Origin of the sequence: Luedemannella flava, assembly GCF_039528515.1 — a bacterium.
In the GTDB taxonomy this organism is placed as follows: domain Bacteria; phylum Actinomycetota; class Actinomycetes; order Mycobacteriales; family Micromonosporaceae; genus Luedemannella; species Luedemannella flava.
This window is the reverse complement of record NZ_BAAALT010000034.1, coordinates 112,335-129,122: the sequence shown is the minus strand read 5'-3', so window position 1 is coordinate 129,122 and position 16,788 is coordinate 112,335. Positions and strand designations below refer to the sequence as shown.

The window sequence follows — 16,788 nt, the reverse complement described above, 5'->3', positions numbered from 1 at the left end:
GCCCACGCGGTCGCGGCGCAGCTTCGTCAGGCCCGCGTCACCGAGGCCGGTGACGCGCGTGGAGCCCACGTGCACCTCGCCCCGGGTGACCGTGTCCAGGCCGGCGAGGCAGTGCATAAGGGTGGACTTGCCCGACCCGGACGGGCCCATGATCGCGGTGAACTCGCCGGCGCCGAGCGCGACGCTCACGCCGCGCAGGGCGACGACCTCCGCCTCCCCGGAGCCGTAGACCTTCCACACGTCATCGGCGCGCACCGCGGCCCGGGCGGGGGTGTCCATGCCGACACCCTAGAGGCGGCCCGCTACTCGTCCGTCGCGACCACCACGTCGGCCACCGGCACCAACGGCAGGCCCTCGGGGAAGGGCGGCGGAGTGCCGCCGTAGGCCGGGCAGCGCGCCTGGTGCGCGCACCAGTCGCACAGCCTGCTCGGCTTGGGCCGGAAGTCGCGGTCGGCGGTCGCCTTCTCGATCGCCCGCCACAGGGCGACCAGGGTGCGCTCGAAGCGCTCCAGCTCCTCCGCGTCGGGCGCGTAGTCGAGGATCTCGGCGTCCTTCAGGTAGATCAGGCGCAGGGCGCGCGGCACCACCCCGCGCGTGCGCAGCAGCACCAGCGCGTAGAACTTGAGCTGGAACAGCGCCCGCGCCTCGAACGCCTCGCGCGGCGCGCCGCCGGTCTTGTAGTCGACCACGCGCAGGTCGCCGGCCGGCGACACGTCGAGGCGGTCGATGTAGCCCCGGATGCGCAGGCCGTCGTCGAGCATCCCCTCGACCAGGCACTCCCGCTCGCCGGGCTCGAGGCGGCGCGGATCCTCCACCGTGAAGTAACCGTCGAGCAGGCCGCCGGTCGAGTCGAGGAACTCGGCCTCGGTCGGTTCGCCGTCAGCGAACAGGTCACCCAGCTCCGGGCGCTCGTCGCGCAGCCGCTGCCATTGCGGGATCACGAGGTCGCCGGCGGCCGGCCGGGTCCGCTCGGCGGCCGGCAGGTCGAACAGGCGCTCCAGCACGGCGTGCACCAACGTGCCCCGCGCCTGGTCGGCCGTGGGCTGCTCGGGGATGCGGTCGATGGTGCGGAACCGGTAGAGCAACGGGCAGGTCTTGAAGTCGGCGGCGCGGGAGGGGGACAGGGACGGCTGGGGCGTGGGGGAGGCGTCGACCGACATGCGTTGAGGCTAAGCCACGGGTACGACACGGCCGCGCGCCGCGCTTGCGGCGGACTGCACCTACGATCGTTTCAAATGAGTGAGCGTGAGCGAAGCGTGAGCACCGACGATCAACCAGCCCGACGAGGGCTGCGGCTGGCCACCGTCGGCGGTGTCCCGGTCTATCTCAACGCGACCTGGCTGCTGCTCGCCGGGCTGCTGGTCCTCATGTACGGCCAGCTGCCCAGCGCCGCGGGCACCGGCCCGGGCGCGTACGCCATGGGCGTCGCGTTCGTGGTTTGCCTGCTCCTGTCGGTGCTGCTGCACGAGCTGGGCCACGCCCTGACCGCCCGGCGGTGGCGCATCCAGGTGCACGCCATCACGCTGGACCTCTTCGGCGGCTACACGGAGATGGACGCGCGCAGCCCGAGCGCGGGCGCCGACCTGCTCGTGTCGCTCGCCGGGCCGGTGGTCTCCGCCCTGATCGGCTTCGGGGCGCTCGGCGCGGCGCTGGCCCAGCCCGACGCCGGCCTGCTGCGCGAGCTGACCTGGCAGGTGGCGATCAGCAACCTGCTGGTGGCCGTGTTCAACGCGCTGCCCGGCATGCCGCTGGACGGCGGCCGGATCCTGCGCGCGGTGATCTGGGCGGTCACCGGCGACCCGCACAAGGGCAGCCGGGTGGCCGGCTGGTGCGGCGTCGTCGTCGCGGTCGGCTCCGTGGTCGTGGGCGTGCTGGCGTACGCCAACCGGTGGGTGGGGCTGCTGGGGGTCGGGTTCACGGTGATGATCGCGGTGATCCTGTGGCGCGGGGCGTGGGCGTCGATCCGCGCCGGCCACGTCGCCGCCCGGCTGGCCGGGCTGCGCCTGGGGTCCCTGGTCTCACCGCTCGTGGCCGTTCCCGCCGGCATGCCGTTGGCCGAGGCGCAGTTGCGCGGCGGCGGCGCGGCACTGGGCGTCACGGACGTCCACGGCCGGCTCGTGGCCCTGGTGCACGATGACGCCGCCGCGGCGGTGCCGGTGGAGCGGCGGGGCTCGGTCCCGGTCGAGTCCGTCGCCCGTACGCTGGACCCCGGCCGTACTCTCGCTGTGGAACTTTCCGGGGAGGACCTGGTGCGGGCCGTGCGGCTGAACCCGGCACCGGTCTACCTCGTACTCTCGGACGGCGCGGCGACCGGCGTGCTGCGCACCGCCGACCTGGCCCGGGCCCTGACCTCGGTCCGACCCGAATCCTGAATGAGGAAGTCCGCACGGTGACCCGATCCACCACTTTCGTCCCGGGCGACCGGGTGCAGCTGACCGACCCCAAGGGCCGCATGCACACGATCGTTCTCGAACCCGGCAAGGTGTTCCACACCCACCGGGGGGCGCTGGCCCACGACGACGTCATCGGCCTGCCCGACGGCAGCGTGGTCACCTCCACCGGCGGCACGGCGTACCTGGCGCTGCGGCCGCTGCTGTCCGACTACGTGCTGTCCATGCCGCGCGGCGCGCAGGTCATCTACCCCAAGGACGCGGCCCAGATCGTGGCCATGGGCGACGTCTTCCCCGGCGCCAAGGTGCTCGAGGCCGGTGCCGGGTCCGGGGCGCTGAGCTGCTCGCTGCTGCGGGCCGTCGGCGACGAGGGCCAGCTGCACTCGTGGGAGGTGCGGCCCGACTTCGCCGAGATCGCGCGGAAGAACGTGGAGGCGTTCTTCGGCGGGCCGCCGAAGGCGTGGCAGCTGTCGGTCGGCGACGTCAGCGAGTGCGCGGAGACCGGTTTCGACCGGATCATCCTGGACATGCTCGCGCCGTGGGAGTGCCTCGACCTGGTCGACCGCGCGCTCGTGCCGGGCGGGGTGTTCATCGCCTACGTGGCGACGACCCCGCAACTGTCTGAGGTGGTCGAGGCCCTGCGGGAGCGGGGCGGCTACACCGAGCCCCGCGCGTGGGAGTCGCTGGTGCGCGACTGGCACGCCGACGGGCTCGCCGTCCGGCCCGACCATCGGATGATCGCCCACACCGCGTTTCTGATCAGCGCCCGGAAGCTGGCCCCTGGGGTGATCGCCCCGCCCAGACGGCGAAAGCCCAGCAAGGGCGCGGAGGCTTATGCTCTGCGCAAGCGCGGAACCGCCGCGCCGGACACGGCCGCGTCGGACACCCCGCAGGAGCGGCACCCGGAGGAGATGCCACGGTGAACCGGCCGGCCTACGGCAACGACCTGCCCGCGGTGTTCCCCGACTGGTCGCCCTACCCCGACCTGGACTCGGCCGCGCGCGCCTACCTGCGTGACCCGGACGTGGCGCTGGAGGCCCTCGACGGGGTGCTCTCGGGCGGCTCGGTGCTCGGCTTCACGCTGGAGCGCTTCGTCAACGAGGTGAACGGCGTCTGGCAGGAGGTCGCCATCTGCGACGGCACCCGTCTGGTGCTGTGGCACGGCGAGGACATGGCCCCGACCGACGGGCCGGCGGGCGCGATGACGTCGTCGATCCGGGTGGTGCCGCTGTCGGCGGTCACCGAGGTGGGCTGCCGCCGGCGGCTGTTGCGCAGCGCGGACGGTCAGGTGCGGGTCGACGGCGTCGACGTCTACCTGCTGCTCAGCTCGCTCGACGAGGCCGGGGCGGGGTCGGGCCGGGAGGATGTGGGCGGGGTCCGCCACGACGCGCTGCGCTTCGGCAAGACGCTGGACGACGGCGGGCCGGGGCAAATTGCCCGTCTTGAGGAGTTTGCCCAGCTTGTCGGATCTTTGGTGGGCCGCCCAATCTGACGTCGGTTCCGACGTCAGTCGGCGTTGGGGCCCGCCACCGCGACGCCGTCCGAGGCGCGCTGGACGTGGATGCAGTCGCCGGGGCACTCCTTGGCCGCGTCGATGATCTCCAGGTGCAGGTGGTCCGGGACGTCGACCTGACTACCGGGGGAAGTTTGCAGCTCACCGTCGGTGCCCTTGACGTACGCCAGCCCGTCGATATCGAACTCGAAGACCTCCGGGGCGTACTGCACGCACAGCCCGTCACCGGTGCACAGGTCCTGGTCGACCCAGACCCGAAGGGGTTCCCTCGTCACGTGCTCGACCGTACCGCACGGCGATAACGACCTTGCGACAGCGGCCTCGGGTAGGTCCAGACCGCCCCCGGACCGGTTAGTGTTTATGGCACGAGAGCAGGACGCGGCTCCGGCCGCGTCAGGCAGTACCCCCCGGGGAGGTGGGACGTGGCACGCAGTGAGGACGCGGATGCTCGCGCCGAACGCTGGGAGAGGGAGGCCCACGATCTCGCCACGCAGGTCGCGTTCCTCCAGGAGGAACTCGCCCTGGTGAGGCGGAAGCTGACCGAGAGCCCACGGCATGTTCGTCAGTTGGAGGAGCGACTCGCCGCGACGCAGGCGCAGTTGGCTCGGGCGACAGAGAACAACGAACGGCTCGTGGCGACGCTCAAGGAGGCGCGGGCCCAGATCGTCACGCTCAAGGAGGAGGTCGACCGCCTGGCACAGCCGCCGAGCGGCTACGGCGTCTTCCTCGGTCGCTACCCCGACGGCACGGTGGACGTCTTCACCGGCGGTCGGAAGCTGCGGGTCGCGGTGTCACCGGCGATCGACGTCGAGGACCTGCGCCGCGGCCAGGAGGTGCTGCTCAACGACGCGCTCAACATCGTTGACGCGCTCGGCTTCGAGCGGGCCGGCGAGGTCGTGATGCTCAAGGAGCTCATGGAGAACGCCGAGACCGGCGTTGTCGACCGGGCCCTGGTCATCTCGCATGCCGACGAGGAGCGGGTGGTCCACCTCGCCGACACGCTGTCCAGCGGCGTCCTACGGTCCGGCGACTCGCTGCTCATCGAACCGCGCAGCGCCTACGCCTACGAGCGGATCCCCAAGAGCGAGGTCGAGGAGCTCGTCCTGGAGGAGGTGCCCGACGTCGACTACACCGACATCGGCGGCCTGCACTCCCAGATCGAGCAGATCCGCGACGCGGTGGAGCTGCCGTTCCTGCACGCCGACCTGTTCCGCGAGCACCAGCTGCGCCCGCCGAAGGGCGTGCTGCTCTACGGCCCGCCCGGCTGCGGCAAGACGCTCATCGCCAAGGCGGTGGCCAACTCGCTGGCCAAGAAGATCGCCGACAAGCGCGGCGAGGAGAAGAAGACCAGCTACTTCCTCAACATCAAGGGCCCGGAGCTGCTCAACAAGTACGTCGGCGAGACCGAGCGGCACATCCGGCTGATCTTCCAGCGGGCCCGCGAGAAGGCCAGCGAGGGCACGCCGGTCATCGTGTTCTTCGACGAGATGGACTCGATCTTCCGCACCCGTGGTTCGGGCGTGAGCTCCGACGTGGAGAACACGATCGTCCCGCAGCTGCTCAGCGAGATCGACGGCGTGGAAGGGCTGGAGAACGTCATCGTCATCGGTGCCTCCAACCGGGAGGACATGATCGACCCGGCGATCCTGCGCCCGGGCCGGCTCGACGTCAAGATCAAGATCGAGCGCCCGGACGCCGAGGCCGCCAAGGACATCTTCTCCAAGTACATCCTGACCGGGCTGCCGCTGCACGCGGACGACCTGGCCGAGCACGGCGGCTCCGCCGACGCCTGCGTGCAGGCGATGATCCAGGCGACCGTCCTACGGATGTACTCGGAGACCGAGGAGAACCGCTTCCTCGAGGTCACCTACGCCAACGGCGACAAGGAGGTCCTGTACTTCAAGGACTTCAACTCGGGCGCCATGGTGCAGAACATCGTCGACCGCGGCAAGAAGATGGCCATCAAGGAGTTCCTGTCCACCGGTCGCAAGGGTCTGCGCCTGCAGCACCTGCTCGACGCCTGCGTCGACGAGTTCCGGGAGAACGAGGACCTGCCCAACACCACCAACCCCGACGACTGGGCCCGCATCTCCGGCAAGAAGGGCGAGCGGATCGTCTACATCCGCACGCTCGTCTCCGGCGGCAAGGGCGCCGAGTCGGGCCGGTCGATCGACACCGTCAGCAACACCGGCCAGTACCTGTAGCGGACATCCTCGGGGCGGGTGCGGCGGTGCCGCGCCCGCCCCGAGGCGTTGGCAGATACGGTGGGTGCATAAGTCCCCATAGCGAGGAGCCGTCCCAGTGAGTGTCCGACGCATCATGGGCAGCGAGGTCGAGTACGGCGTCTCCGTGCCGGGTCAGCCCGCGGCGAACCCCATGGTCACGTCGTCGCAGGTGGTCAACGCCTACGGCGCCCGTCCCGAGCTGACGCGCGGCGGCCGCGCGCGGTGGGACTACGAGGAGGAGTCGCCGCTGCGCGACGCCCGCGGCTTCACCTACTCCGGCGCCCTCTACGACCCGGCCGAGGCGCTCGCCGACGAGGACCTGGGCCTGGCCAACGTCATCCTGACCAACGGCGCCCGGCTCTACGTCGACCACGCCCACCCGGAGTACTCGACGCCCGAGGTCACCAACCCGCGCGACCTGGTGCTGTGGGACAAGGCGGGGGAGCGGGTGATGGCCGAGGCGGCGCGGCGCGCGGCGACCGTGCCGACCGTGGGGCAGATCCACCTCTACAAGAACAACACCGACAACAAGGGCGCAAGCTACGGTACGCACGAGAATTACCTGATGGCGCGCCAGACGCCGTTCGCGGACATCGTCACGCACCTGACCCCGTTCTTCGTGACCCGGCAGATCGTCTGCGGCGCCGGCCGCGTCGGCATCGGCCAGGACGGCTCGCAGGCCGGGTTCCAGCTCTCGCAACGCGCCGACTTCTTCGAGGTCGAGGTCGGCCTGGAGACGACACTGAAGCGGCCCATCATCAACACCCGCGACGAGCCCCACGCCGACGCGGACAAGTACCGTCGCCTCCACGTGATCATCGGGGACGCGAACCTGTCGGAGATCTCCACCTACCTCAAGGCGGGCACGACCTCCCTCGTCCTCGCGATGATCGAGGCCAAGGTGCTCACCCCCGACCTGGGCATCGCCGACCCGGTGGGCGAGCTCAAGGCGGTCAGCCACGACCCGACCCTGTCGCACCTCATGCGGCTGCGCGACGGGCGCCGGCTCACCGCGCTCGACCTGCAATGGGCGTACCTGGAGCGCGCCCGCTCCTTTGTGGACGCCGACGGCACCGACGACATCACCGAGGACGTGCTGGCCCGCTGGGAGAGCGTGCTCGACCGGCTCGGCCGCGACCCGATGCTGTGCGCCAACGAGCTCGACTGGGTGGCCAAGCTGCGGCTGCTGGAGGGCTACCGCGAGCGCGAGGGCCTCGGCTGGGGCTCCTCCAAGCTGCAACTGGTCGACCTGCAGTACTCGGACGTGCGCCCCGAGAAGGGCCTCTACCACCGCCTGGTGGCGCGCGGCGCGATGGAGCGCCTCTTCGACGACGACGAGGTGCGTCGCGCGATGACGGAACCGCCGGAGGACACCCGGGCGTACTTCCGTGGTCGTTGCCTGGCCAAGTACGCCAGTGAGGTCGTCGCCGCCAGCTGGGACTCGGTCATCTTCGACGTCGGCCGCGAGTCCCTCGTCCGGGTGCCGATGATGGAGCCCGAGCGGGGCACCCGCAAGCACGTGGGCGCCCTGTTCGACCGGTGCCCCAGCGCGAAGGATCTTCTCGAGATCATCACGGCCAACTGACCCCTCGGGGCCCAAGATCGTGCGCCCTGGGCGAAACCCGTGGGAGCGCTGAGGATTTTGGGTCGTGGCCGAGGTAGGTTTTCTGCAACCGATGTTGGAGGAGGGCAGGATGGCTACACGCGATTCCGGCGGGCAGTCCCAGTCCGGCAAGTCCCGCCGCGACGAGGAGACCGACGAGGCTCCGGCGCCCGAGGCCAACCCTGAGGTGGCCGAGCGCGTCGAGAAGCTCACCGAGGACGTCGACGACCTCCTCGACGAGATCGACTCGGTGCTGGAGGAGAACGCGGAGGAGTTCGTGCGCGGTTACGTCCAGAAGGGCGGGGAGTGAGCGTGCCCCTCGGTTTTGACCCGTCCGGCCGCCTGCCCGACGTCTTCACCAGCGTGGGCACGTCGTCGTTCACCGACTTCCTGACGGCCGCCGCGCCGTCGCTGCTGCCGGGCCGGCGGCCCCTGCCGCCGGGCCTGGACGCGGACGTCGCCCCGCACGCCACCACCATCGTGGCGATCACCTACGCGGGCGGCGTGGTGATGGCCGGCGACCGGCGCGCCACCATGGGCAACCTGATCGCCAGCCGCGACATCGAGAAGGTCCACCCCGCCGACGCGTACTCGCTGGTGGGCATCGCCGGCACGGCCGGGGTGGGCATCGAGCTGATGCGGCTGTTCCAGGTCGAGCTGGAGCACTACGAGAAGATCGAGGGCACGATGCTGTCCCTCGACGGCAAGGCCAACCGGCTGGCCACGATGATCCGCAACAACCTGGGCGCCGCCATGCAGGGGCTCGCGGTCATCCCGCTGTTCGCCGGCTTCGACCTCGCTGCCACCGACCCCGCGCGGGCCGGTCGGATCTTCAGCTTCGACGTGGCCGGCGGCTGCTACGAGGAGACCGGCTACGACGGCATCGGGTCCGGTTCGCTGTTCGCCAAGGCGGCCCTGAAGAAGCGCTTCCGGCCCGGCCTGACCGCCGATGAGGCCGCGCGGCTCGCGGTCGAGGCGCTCTACGACGCCGCCGACGACGACACCGCCACCGGCGGGCCGGACCTCATCCGCAAGATCTACCCCGTGGTGATGACGGCCAGCGCCGACGGCACCAACCGCCTGACGGAGAGCGAGACCGCCGCTATCGCGGAGGCGGTCGTGGCCGCCCGCCACGAGACCATCGGCGGCTGATCCACCTTCCGTTCCTGTCCACCCGGCTTAAGGAGACTCGCCACCCATGGCCATGCAGTTCTACGCCTCACCCGAGCAGATCATGCGGGACCGTTCGGAGTACGCGCGCAAGAACATCGCGCGGGGCCGCAACGTGGTCGTGTTGAGCTACGAGGGTGGCGTCCTGTTCGTGGCGGAGAACCTCTCCACGACGCTGCACAAGGTGAGCGAGATCTACGACCGGATCGGCTTCGCCGCGGTCGGGCGGTACAACGAGTTCGAGAACCTGCGGGCGGCCGGGGTGCGCCTGGCCGACCTGCGGGGCTACTCCTACGACCGGCGCGACGTGACGGGCCGGGCGCTCGCCACGGCCTACGCCCAGACGCTCGGCGCGATCTTCACCGAGCAGTCCAAGCCGTTCGAGGTGGAGATCTGCGTGGCCGAGGTCGGTCAGACCTCTGCCACCGACGAGCTCTACCGCCTCACGTACGACGGCTCGGTCAGCGACGAGCCGGGCTTCGTGGTCATGGGCGGCCAGGTCGACGCGCTGTCCGGCGTGGTGCGCCAGGGCCACAACGCCGAAATGGGGCTGAACGAGGCGCTCGCACTCGCGCTCAAGGCGATCGGCAGCGTCGGCGGTGAGAACGGCGCCCCGCGCACCCTCGTGGCCGACCAGCTGGAGATCGCCGTCCTCGACCGCCGCAAGGTCGGCCGGGCGTTCCGCCGGGTGACCGGCGCCGCGCTGACCGCCCTGCTGGCGGGTGCGTCCGGCGCCAAGGAGGGCGAGGGCGACGAACCGGAGAAGGGCAGCCCCGCCAACCCGGTGAAGGCGACTCCCGCCAAGACCACCGGCACCGCGACCGTCCGCGCCGAGAAGGAGCTGGCCGAGGAGGCCGGCGCCGAGGCCCCGGAGGACGAGGACACCGGCCGCGACAAGACCGCGGGCGGCGACTCCTCCACCGGCGCCCCCGACTGACCTCCGCCTCACGACCGCCCGCACGCCGGGCCGTTCCGACGGCACGTTGCTCCCGCCATATGTGAACATGTGGCGAGACCCTCGCATGGCACGACAGCACGTGTGCACATTGACCGGCCATTTCCGCAGAGGGATGCCGCCCAAAGTGCACTCTTGCCGGGGCGACGGCGCCCCGGTCCCACCAAGAGCGCGCGGGTGGCGTGGGGGCAGCGCGGGCGGGCGCGGTCAACGGCGGGAGGCCGTCGTGCCGGCCGGGCCCGCCGGGTCGTTGGCGCTGACGGCGGCGGTGCCGGCGATGACATCGGAAGGGGCGCTGCGGGTGCTGCGCAGGCTCCAGACGATCGACACGGTGATCGTCACGACGATCACGCCCAGCGTGACGGGGATGGGCAGTTTGCCGACCGGCGTCTCGGACAGGATCAGCTTGATGCCGGCGAAGGCGAGAAGCACGGCCAGGCCGTAGTGCAGGTGCACGAAGCGGCGCAGCAGGCCGGCCAGGCAGAAGTACAGGCTGCGCAGGCCGAGGATGGCGAACGCGTTGGCGGTCCACACGATGAACGTGCTGGTGGTGATCGCCAGGATCGCCGCGACGGAGTCGATCGCGAAGATCAGGTCGGTGGCCTCGACCGCGATCAGGACGACGAACAGCAACGTCGCGACGCGCTTGCCGTCGACACGGGTGAAGAACGTGTCGCCGTGGTAGGCCGGGTCGGTGGGGATGATCCGGCGCACCACGCGCACGACCGGGTTGCGGTCGGGCGGGGTCTGCCCGCCGTGCCGGAACGCCATCTTGTAGCCGGTGTAGACCAGGAACGCGCCGAACAGGTACGCGGTCCAGAAGAAGGTCTCCAGCAGCTCGACGCCGACGAAGATGAACACCAGCCGGCACAGCAGCGCGCCGATCACACCCCAGAACAGCACCTTGTGCTGGAACGCGGCCGGGACGGCGAAGTAGGTGAAGATCAGCGCGAAGACGAACACGTTGTCGATCGACAGCGCCTTTTCGATCAGGTAGCCGGCGTAGTAGGCGCCGGCCACCTCGCCGCCCTGCCACGCCCACAGAAGCACGCCGAACAGCAGCCCGGCGGCGATCCAGATGCCGGACCAGATCGCGGCCTCGCGCAAGCCGATGACGTGGTTGTCGCGGTGCAGGAACAGGTCAACCGCGAGCATCGCGGCGACCACCAGCATCACCGCAGCCCAGACCCACCAGGAAACAGACAACGGGAAAACCTTCCGTCCAGCCGGACCTCGGGGCAGAGGCCGGCGCTGTTGGACGAAGGTCTCCCCGAGCCACCCGCGTCGGGTGGCTGCGCCGCCGGAACCCGGATGGGCCGGGTCCGTACTGGCGGCGGCGCGTGACGCGTCGGGTACTCCCCCTCGAACTACGTACCATCATTCACGAAGTACGGTTCGCATGTCAAGCCCTCGGCGCTGAAAGTGCGATGCTGTTTTCCTGTCTTGGGCTGCGTACATTAAGGGGGTGGGCAGGCCCCCGGCTCAATCACCCGAAGGAAGGTCACGTGTCTCTGGCAGGTCAAACCCGAGCGGCACAGGAAGCGAAGGGGTGGACGTTCCTGACCAACCACGCCCACGTGTTGTTGGCCATCGCCCGGGACCCGACCGCTCGGCTGCGCGAGGTCGCCGACGCCGTCGGGATCACCGAGCGGGCCGCGCAGGCCATCGTCGCCGACCTTGAGGCCGCCGGCTATCTGCGGCGGGAACGCGTCGGGCGCCGCAACCAGTACACGGTCAACCCGGCCGGCCGGTTCCGGCACCCCGCCGAGGCTGACCGCCGCATCGGCGACCTGCTCACCCTGTTCACCGGCTCGCCGCACACCTGATCACGTGCGATACGGCCTCCCGGCCCTCCCCGTCGCCGCCCGGGCGGTCTCGGCGTCGCAAGGCGGCGCACACAGCGCGGGTCTTTCCAGGGGTGCGCACCTGGTGAGGGCGTGCCCGCGTCCGCGACGCGCGGTCAGTGCCTGAGGAAGGCGGCCAGCGACTCGCGCCAGTCGGGGAGCGGGGCCAGCCCCGCGGCCGCCCAGCGGTCGTGGCCGAGCACCGAGTACGCCGGCCGGGGCGCGGGCCGCACGAAGGCGGCGCTGGTCGTGGGGCGGACCCGGTCCGGGTCGAGACCGCGCAGCGCGAACGCCTCCCGGGCCAGGCCGTACCACGTGGTCTCGCCCGCGGCGGTGCCGTGGTAGACGCCCGCCGCGGCCGTGCCCGCCAGCGCCGCCGAACCGAGCGCGACGAGCTGCTTGGCGAGCGCCCGTGACCAGGTGGGCTGCCCGCGCTGGTCGTTGACGACCGCCACCGTGTCCCGCTCGGCGGCCAGCCGCAGCATGGTGCTCACGAAGTTGCGCCCGCCCGCGCCGTAGAGCCAGGCCGTACGCACCACGTACCCGTCGTCGGGCAGCAGCGTGGTGACGGCCCGCTCGCCGACGAGCTTGGAGCGGCCGTACGCGTTGACCGGGGCGGTCGGCGCGTCCTCCGGGTACGGCGAGGTGCCGTCGCCGGGGAACACGTAGTCGGTCGAGACGTGCAGCAGCCGGGCGCCCGCGTCGGCGCAGGCGTCGGCGAGGTGGCCCACGCCGGTGCCGTTGACGGCCGTGGCGGCGTCCTCGGCGGACTCGGCACCGTCCACATCGGTCCACGCGGCCGCGTTCACGACCACGTCATGGCCGGTCACGGCCGCCCGGACGGCGGCCGGGTCGGTGATGTCGAGGTCGGCGCGGGTCAGCGCGGTCACGGCCGCCGGCGTGTCCTTGAGGACGGCCAGCAGGTCCTGCCCGAGCATCCCGCCCGCCCCGGTGACGAGCCAGGCGGTCATGAGGCGAGGCGGGCCCGCTCGCGCAGGGGCTCCCACCAGCCGCGGTTGTCGCGGTACCACCCGACCGTGTCGGCCAGGCCCTGGGCGAACGGGATGCTGGGGGCGTACCCGAGCTCCTCGGAGATCTTGGTGATGTCCAGCGAGTACCGGCGGTCGTGGCCCTTGCGGTCGGTGACGGGGACGACCCGGTCCCAGTCGGCGCCCAGCGCGGCGAGCAGCTCGCCGGTGAGCTCGGAGTTCGTCATCTCGGTGCCGCCGCCGATGTTGTAGACCTCGCCGGCGCGGCCCTTCTCCAGCGCGAGGTGGATGCCCACGCAGTGGTCGTGCACGTGCAGCCAGTCGCGGATGTTGCCGCCGTCGCCGTAGAGCGGCACCGTCGCGCCGTCGATGAGGTTGGTGACGAACAGCGGGATGACCTTCTCGGGGAACTGGTACGGCCCGTAGTTGTTGGAGCAGCGGGTCACCACGACATCGAGGCCGTGGGTGCGGTGGAAGGCCAGGGCCATGAGGTCGGACCCGGCCTTGGACGCCGCGTACGGCGAGTTGGGGGCGAGCGGCCAGTCCTCGGTCCAGGAGCCGGTCTCGATGGAGCCGTAGACCTCGTCGGTGGACACGTGCAGGAAGCGCCCGATCCGGTGCCGGACGGCGGCGTCGAGCAGCGTCTGCGTGCCCAGCACATTGGTCACCACGAAGGGCGCGGCGCTCGCGATGGACCGGTCGACATGGGACTCGGCGGCGAAGTGCACGACGGCGTCGTGGCTGCCCATCAGCTCGTCGACGAGCGCGACGTCGCAGATGTCGCCCTCGACGAAGGTCAGCCGGGGGTCGGCCGCGACCGGGTCGAGGTTCGCCCGGTTGCCCGAGTACGTCAGCTTGTCCAGCACCGTGACGGCGGACACCGACGACGGCTGGAATCCGCCACTGAGCAGAGTGCGCACATAGTGCGAACCGATGAAGCCGGCGCCGCCGGTGACCAGAAGCCTCATGAGGACGGGAGTCTAGTCCAACGGTGATACGGTCCCCGCCATGCGCGGGATCGTTCTGGCGGGCGGCACCGGGTCGCGGCTGTGGCCGCTGACCAGGGCCGTGTCCAAACAACTTATGCCGGTCTTCGACAAACCGATGATCTACTACCCGCTCACCACGCTGATCATGGCAGGCATGCGGGACATCCTGATCATCACGACGCCGGAGGATCAGGCGCAGTTCAAGCAGCTCCTGGGCGATGGCGCACAGTTGGGCCTCGATATCTCGTACGCGGTGCAGCCCAGGCCCGAGGGTCTCGCGCAGGCGTTCATCATCGGCGAGCAGTTCATCGGCGACGAGTCGGTGGCCCTGGTCCTCGGCGACAACATCTTCCACGGTGTGGGACTGGGCCGTCAGCTTTCCGACTCGGCCGAGATCGTCGGCGGGCGGGTCTTCGCCTACCAGGTGGCCAACCCCGAGGCGTACGGCGTGGTCGAGTTCGACCCCGAGGGCCGGGTCATCTCGATCGAGGAGAAGCCCGACAAGCCCCGTTCCCGCTTCGCCGTCCCGGGCCTGTACTTCTACGACAACGACGTGGTCGAGATCGCCCGCAACCTGACGCCCTCCGCGCGGGGCGAGCTGGAGATCACCGCCGTCAACGACGCGTACCTGCGCCGGGGCGCCCTCACCGTCACCGTGCTCGACCGGGGCACCGCCTGGCTGGACACCGGCACGTTCTCCTCCCTCATGCAGGCGTCCGAGTTCGTCCGGGTGATCGAGGAGCGCCAGGGCCTCAAGATCGGGTGCATCGAGGAGGCGGCCTGGCGCAACGGCTTCATCGACGACGACCAGCTGCGCGCGCTCGCCGAGCCGTTGACCAAGAGCGGCTACGGCGACTACCTCTTCGACCTCCTGGAGGCCTCGTGAAGATCCGACCGCTGGGCATCGAGGGCGCTTTCGAGATCACCCCGGTGCAGCACGGCGACCCCCGGGGCACGTTCCTCGAGTGGTACCGCTTCGACCACCTCGCCGAGGCGCTCGGGCACCCGCTGCGGCTCGCCCAGGCCAACATCTCGACCTCGTCGCGGGGCGTGGTGCGCGGCATCCACTTCGCCGACGTCCCGCCCGGCCAGGCCAAGTACGTCACGTGCACGCACGGCGCGGTGCTCGACGTGATCGTCGACATCCGGGTCGGCTCGCCGACGTTCGGCCAGTGGGAGGCGGTCCGCCTCGACGACGTCGACCGGCGCGCCGTCTACATCGCCGAGGGCCTCGGCCACGGCTTCTGCGCCCTCACCGACGACGCGACGCTGACCTACCTGTGCTCGGAGACCTACAACCCGACCGGCGAGCACACGGTCCACCCGCTCGATGAGGAGCTGGGCGTCGAATGGCCGACCGGGACGCCGCTGCTGTCCGCGCGCGACGACGCCGCGCCGAGCTTCGCCGACGCCCGCGCCCGGGGGCTCCTACCGGCGTACCCGGCGTGTCGCGCGTACTCGGAAGCCCTGCGTACCGCCGAAAAAGCGCAAGGGGCGCGATCACACTGACCACGGACGGCCTCGGCCGGCTAATGTCGGTGCATGGACCGGCGCATTTTCGGGCTTGAGACCGAGTACGGCGTCACGTGCACCTACCGCGGGCAGCGCCGCCTCTCTCCGGACGAGGTGGCGCGTTACCTGTTCCGTCGGGTGGTGTCGTGGGGTCGCTCCAGCAACGTGTTCCTGCGCAACGGCGCGCGCCTCTACCTGGACGTGGGTTCACATCCGGAGTACGCGACGCCCGAGTGCGATTCGATCGCCGACGTGGTCGTGCACGACCGGGCGGGCGAGCGGATCCTGGAAGGCCTCCTCGTGGACGCCGAGAAGCGGCTGCACGACGAGGGCATCGCCGGCGACATCTACCTGTTCAAGAACAACACCGACTCGGCCGGCAACTCCTACGGCTGCCACGAGAACTACCTGGTCTCGCGGCACGGTGAGTTCGGCCGGCTGGCCGACATCCTCATCCCGTTCCTGGTGACCCGCCAGCTCATCTGCGGCGCCGGCAAGGTGCTGCAGACCCCGCGCGGCGCGGTGTTCTGCCTGTCCCAGCGCGCCGAACACATCTGGGAGGGCGTCTCCTCGGCGACCACCCGGTCCCGGCCGATCATCAACACCCGCGACGAGCCGCACGCCGACGCCGAGCGCTACCGCCGCCTGCACGTCATCGTCGGCGACTCGAACATGAACGAGGTCACCACCCTGCTCAAGGTGGGCAGCGCCGACATCGTGCTCCGCATGATCGAGGCGGGCGTGGCCATGCGCGACCTGACCCTGGAGAACCCGATCCGGGCCATCCGCGAGGTCTCGCACGACATCACGGGCCGCCGCAAGGTCCGCCTCGTCAACGGCAAGGAGATCTCCGCGCTGGAGATCCAGCAGGAGTACTTCGCCCGCGCCAGCGAGTTCGTCGAGCGCCGGGGCGGCGACGCCGCCACCAAGCGGGTGATCGACCTGTGGGGTCGCCTGCTCGCCGCCGTCGAGTCCGACAACCTCAGCTCCGTCGAACGCGAGATCGACTGGGTGACCAAGCTCAAGCTCATCGAGCGGTACCAGGCCAAGCACAGCCTGTCCCTGTCCCACCCCCGGGTGGCGCAGATGGACCTGGCCTACCACGACCTGCGCCGCAACCGGGGCCTCTACGCCCTCCTCGAGAAGCGCGGCCAGGTCGACCGGGTCGCCACCGACCTGGACATCTTCGAGGCCAAGGAGACCCCGCCGCAGACCACCCGGGCCCGCCTGCGCGGCGAGTTCATCCGCCACGCCCAGGAGAAGCGCCGCGACTTCACGGTCGACTGGGTGCACCTCAAGCTCAACGACCAGGCCCAGCGCACGGTCCTCTGCAAGGACCCGTTCCGCGCCTACGACGAGCGTGTGGAGCGCCTCATCGCGAGCATGTGACGATGGTGGGGTGACGGAACCGGAGCGTGAGCAGCGGCCGAACCAGCTGCGGGAGGGCTACCTGCAGAAGCGGCGGAACAAGGTGCGCGAGGAGATCGAGCGCAACCGCCGCGGCGAGTACGTGGTGCCCACCTGGGTCCTGGTCGCCGCCCTGCTCCTGGTCCTGGCCGCCTTCGCGATCCTTTTGATCTTCTTCTGACGCCGGATCG

General features: G+C 70.7%; 18 protein-coding genes and 1 pseudogene. 13 read left to right on the top strand and 6 right to left on the bottom strand.

The window, feature by feature from the left end; translation table 11 throughout:
* Both ABD211_RS07470 and ABD211_RS07465 read right to left on the bottom strand, forming a co-directional pair.
* A partial coding sequence (locus tag ABD211_RS07470) for an ATP-binding cassette domain-containing protein (RefSeq protein WP_344127649.1) occupies positions 1 to 279 on the bottom strand: 279 nt, incomplete at its 3' end.
* Between the two features lie 23 nt (positions 280 to 302).
* Entirely contained in the window at positions 303 to 1,160 is an 858-nt protein-coding gene (locus ABD211_RS07465; RefSeq protein ID WP_344127647.1) for a RecB family exonuclease, read from the bottom strand.
* 75 nt (positions 1,161 to 1,235) lie between these two features.
* Here ABD211_RS07465 and ABD211_RS07460 point away from each other — a divergent pair, with 75 nt between their 5' ends.
* The 3 genes from ABD211_RS07460 to ABD211_RS07450 are packed head-to-tail and all read left to right on the top strand — an operon-like array spanning position 1,236 to position 3,882.
* Positions 1,236 to 2,372 carry a M50 family metallopeptidase gene (locus ABD211_RS07460; protein ID WP_344127645.1) on the top strand — a complete coding sequence of 379 codons (1,137 nt, stop codon included), beginning with the start codon at positions 1,236 to 1,238 and terminating at the stop codon, positions 2,370 to 2,372.
* 17 nt (positions 2,373 to 2,389) lie between these two features.
* Complete coding sequence (locus tag ABD211_RS07455; RefSeq protein WP_344127643.1) at positions 2,390 to 3,313, top strand: tRNA (adenine-N1)-methyltransferase; 924 nt, start codon at positions 2,390 to 2,392, stop codon at positions 3,311 to 3,313.
* A complete protein-coding gene (locus ABD211_RS07450; RefSeq protein ID WP_344127641.1) occupies positions 3,310 to 3,882 on the top strand; it encodes a hypothetical protein in 573 nt (190 codons plus the stop codon). The genes ABD211_RS07455 and ABD211_RS07450 overlap by 4 nt, the downstream gene beginning before the upstream one ends.
* Positions 3,883 to 3,896: 14 nt before the next feature.
* On the opposite strand, the gene ABD211_RS07445 is transcribed toward ABD211_RS07450, so the two are convergent.
* The gene (locus ABD211_RS07445; protein WP_344127639.1) at positions 3,897 to 4,178 is read right to left on the bottom strand and encodes a ferredoxin; all 282 of its coding nucleotides are present in this window, start codon (positions 4,176 to 4,178) and stop codon (positions 3,897 to 3,899) included.
* Positions 4,179 to 4,325: 147 nt separating this feature from the next.
* Between ABD211_RS07445 and arc the strand changes: the two genes are divergently transcribed.
* The 5 genes and pseudogenes from arc to prcA all read left to right on the top strand — a co-directional run.
* Entirely contained in the window at positions 4,326 to 6,107 is a 1,782-nt protein-coding gene (gene arc, locus ABD211_RS07440; protein WP_344127637.1) for a proteasome ATPase, read from the top strand.
* Between the two features lie 97 nt (positions 6,108 to 6,204).
* Positions 6,205 to 7,713, top strand: a complete 1,509-nt coding sequence (gene dop, locus ABD211_RS07435) for a depupylase/deamidase Dop (RefSeq protein WP_344127635.1) — start codon at positions 6,205 to 6,207, stop codon at positions 7,711 to 7,713.
* 109 nt (positions 7,714 to 7,822) lie between these two features.
* Positions 7,823 to 8,041 (top strand): ubiquitin-like protein Pup, encoded by a 219-nt coding sequence (locus ABD211_RS07430; protein ID WP_344127633.1) that lies wholly within the window; start codon positions 7,823 to 7,825, stop codon positions 8,039 to 8,041.
* A 2-nt stretch (positions 8,042 to 8,043) separates the two neighbouring features.
* Positions 8,044 to 8,883: a proteasome subunit beta gene (gene prcB / locus ABD211_RS07425; RefSeq protein WP_344127631.1), complete on the top strand. Its 840-nt coding sequence runs from the start codon at positions 8,044 to 8,046 to the stop codon at positions 8,881 to 8,883.
* Positions 8,884 to 8,929: 46 nt separating this feature from the next.
* Positions 8,930 to 9,626 (top strand): annotated as a pseudogene (gene prcA / locus ABD211_RS07420) (proteasome subunit alpha); the annotation flags it as partial.
* Positions 9,627 to 10,063: 437 nt separating this feature from the next.
* Here prcA and ABD211_RS07415 read toward each other — a convergent pair.
* Positions 10,064 to 11,062, bottom strand: coding sequence for a TerC family protein (locus tag ABD211_RS07415; RefSeq protein ID WP_344127627.1), 999 nt, complete (start codon positions 11,060 to 11,062; stop codon positions 10,064 to 10,066).
* 299 nt (positions 11,063 to 11,361) lie between these two features.
* Between ABD211_RS07415 and ABD211_RS07410 the strand changes: the two genes are divergently transcribed.
* Complete coding sequence (locus tag ABD211_RS07410; protein ID WP_344127625.1) at positions 11,362 to 11,682, top strand: helix-turn-helix transcriptional regulator; 321 nt, start codon at positions 11,362 to 11,364, stop codon at positions 11,680 to 11,682.
* Between the two features lie 134 nt (positions 11,683 to 11,816).
* Here ABD211_RS07410 and rfbD read toward each other — a convergent pair whose 3' ends face one another.
* Positions 11,817 to 12,671, bottom strand: coding sequence for a dTDP-4-dehydrorhamnose reductase (gene rfbD, locus ABD211_RS07405; protein ID WP_344127623.1), 855 nt, complete (start codon positions 12,669 to 12,671; stop codon positions 11,817 to 11,819).
* Positions 12,668 to 13,657 carry a dTDP-glucose 4,6-dehydratase gene (rfbB, locus tag ABD211_RS07400; protein ID WP_344127620.1) on the bottom strand — a complete coding sequence of 330 codons (990 nt, stop codon included), beginning with the start codon at positions 13,655 to 13,657 and terminating at the stop codon, positions 12,668 to 12,670. Before rfbB ends, rfbD begins: the two co-directional genes overlap by 4 nt.
* A 40-nt stretch (positions 13,658 to 13,697) precedes the next feature.
* Between rfbB and rfbA the strand changes: the two genes are divergently transcribed.
* From rfbA to ABD211_RS07380, 4 genes are read left to right on the top strand one after another with little or no spacing between them, the layout of a single operon-like run.
* Positions 13,698 to 14,564 (top strand): glucose-1-phosphate thymidylyltransferase RfbA, encoded by an 867-nt coding sequence (gene rfbA, locus ABD211_RS07395; protein WP_344127618.1) that lies wholly within the window; start codon positions 13,698 to 13,700, stop codon positions 14,562 to 14,564.
* Entirely contained in the window at positions 14,561 to 15,187 is a 627-nt protein-coding gene (locus ABD211_RS07390; protein ID WP_344127615.1) for a dTDP-4-dehydrorhamnose 3,5-epimerase family protein, read from the top strand. Before rfbA ends, ABD211_RS07390 begins: the two co-directional genes overlap by 4 nt.
* Before the next feature lie 33 nt (positions 15,188 to 15,220).
* Positions 15,221 to 16,579, top strand: a complete 1,359-nt coding sequence (gene pafA, locus ABD211_RS07385; protein ID WP_344127613.1) for a Pup--protein ligase — start codon at positions 15,221 to 15,223, stop codon at positions 16,577 to 16,579.
* A 10-nt stretch (positions 16,580 to 16,589) separates the two neighbouring features.
* Entirely contained in the window at positions 16,590 to 16,778 is a 189-nt protein-coding gene (locus tag ABD211_RS07380) for a hypothetical protein (protein WP_344127611.1), read from the top strand.
* Positions 16,779 to 16,788 lie beyond the last annotated feature (10 nt).

Excerpts from the sequence above, each read along its gene's own strand:
- ABD211_RS07465 (WP_344127647.1), bottom strand. The coding sequence starts at position 1,160 with ATGTCGGTCGACGCCTCCCCCACGCCCCAGCCGTCCCTGTCCCCCTCC.
- ABD211_RS07460 (WP_344127645.1), top strand. The coding sequence starts at position 1,236 with ATGAGTGAGCGTGAGCGAAGCGTGAGCACCGACGATCAACCAGCCCGA.
- ABD211_RS07430 (WP_344127633.1), top strand. The coding sequence starts at position 7,823 with ATGGCTACACGCGATTCCGGCGGGCAGTCCCAGTCCGGCAAGTCCCGC.
- rfbD (WP_344127623.1), bottom strand. The coding sequence starts at position 12,671 with ATGACCGCCTGGCTCGTCACCGGGGCGGGCGGGATGCTCGGGCAGGAC.
- rfbB (WP_344127620.1), bottom strand. The coding sequence starts at position 13,657 with ATGAGGCTTCTGGTCACCGGCGGCGCCGGCTTCATCGGTTCGCACTAT.
- rfbA (WP_344127618.1), top strand. The coding sequence starts at position 13,698 with ATGCGCGGGATCGTTCTGGCGGGCGGCACCGGGTCGCGGCTGTGGCCG.
- pafA (WP_344127613.1), top strand. The coding sequence starts at position 15,221 with ATGGACCGGCGCATTTTCGGGCTTGAGACCGAGTACGGCGTCACGTGC.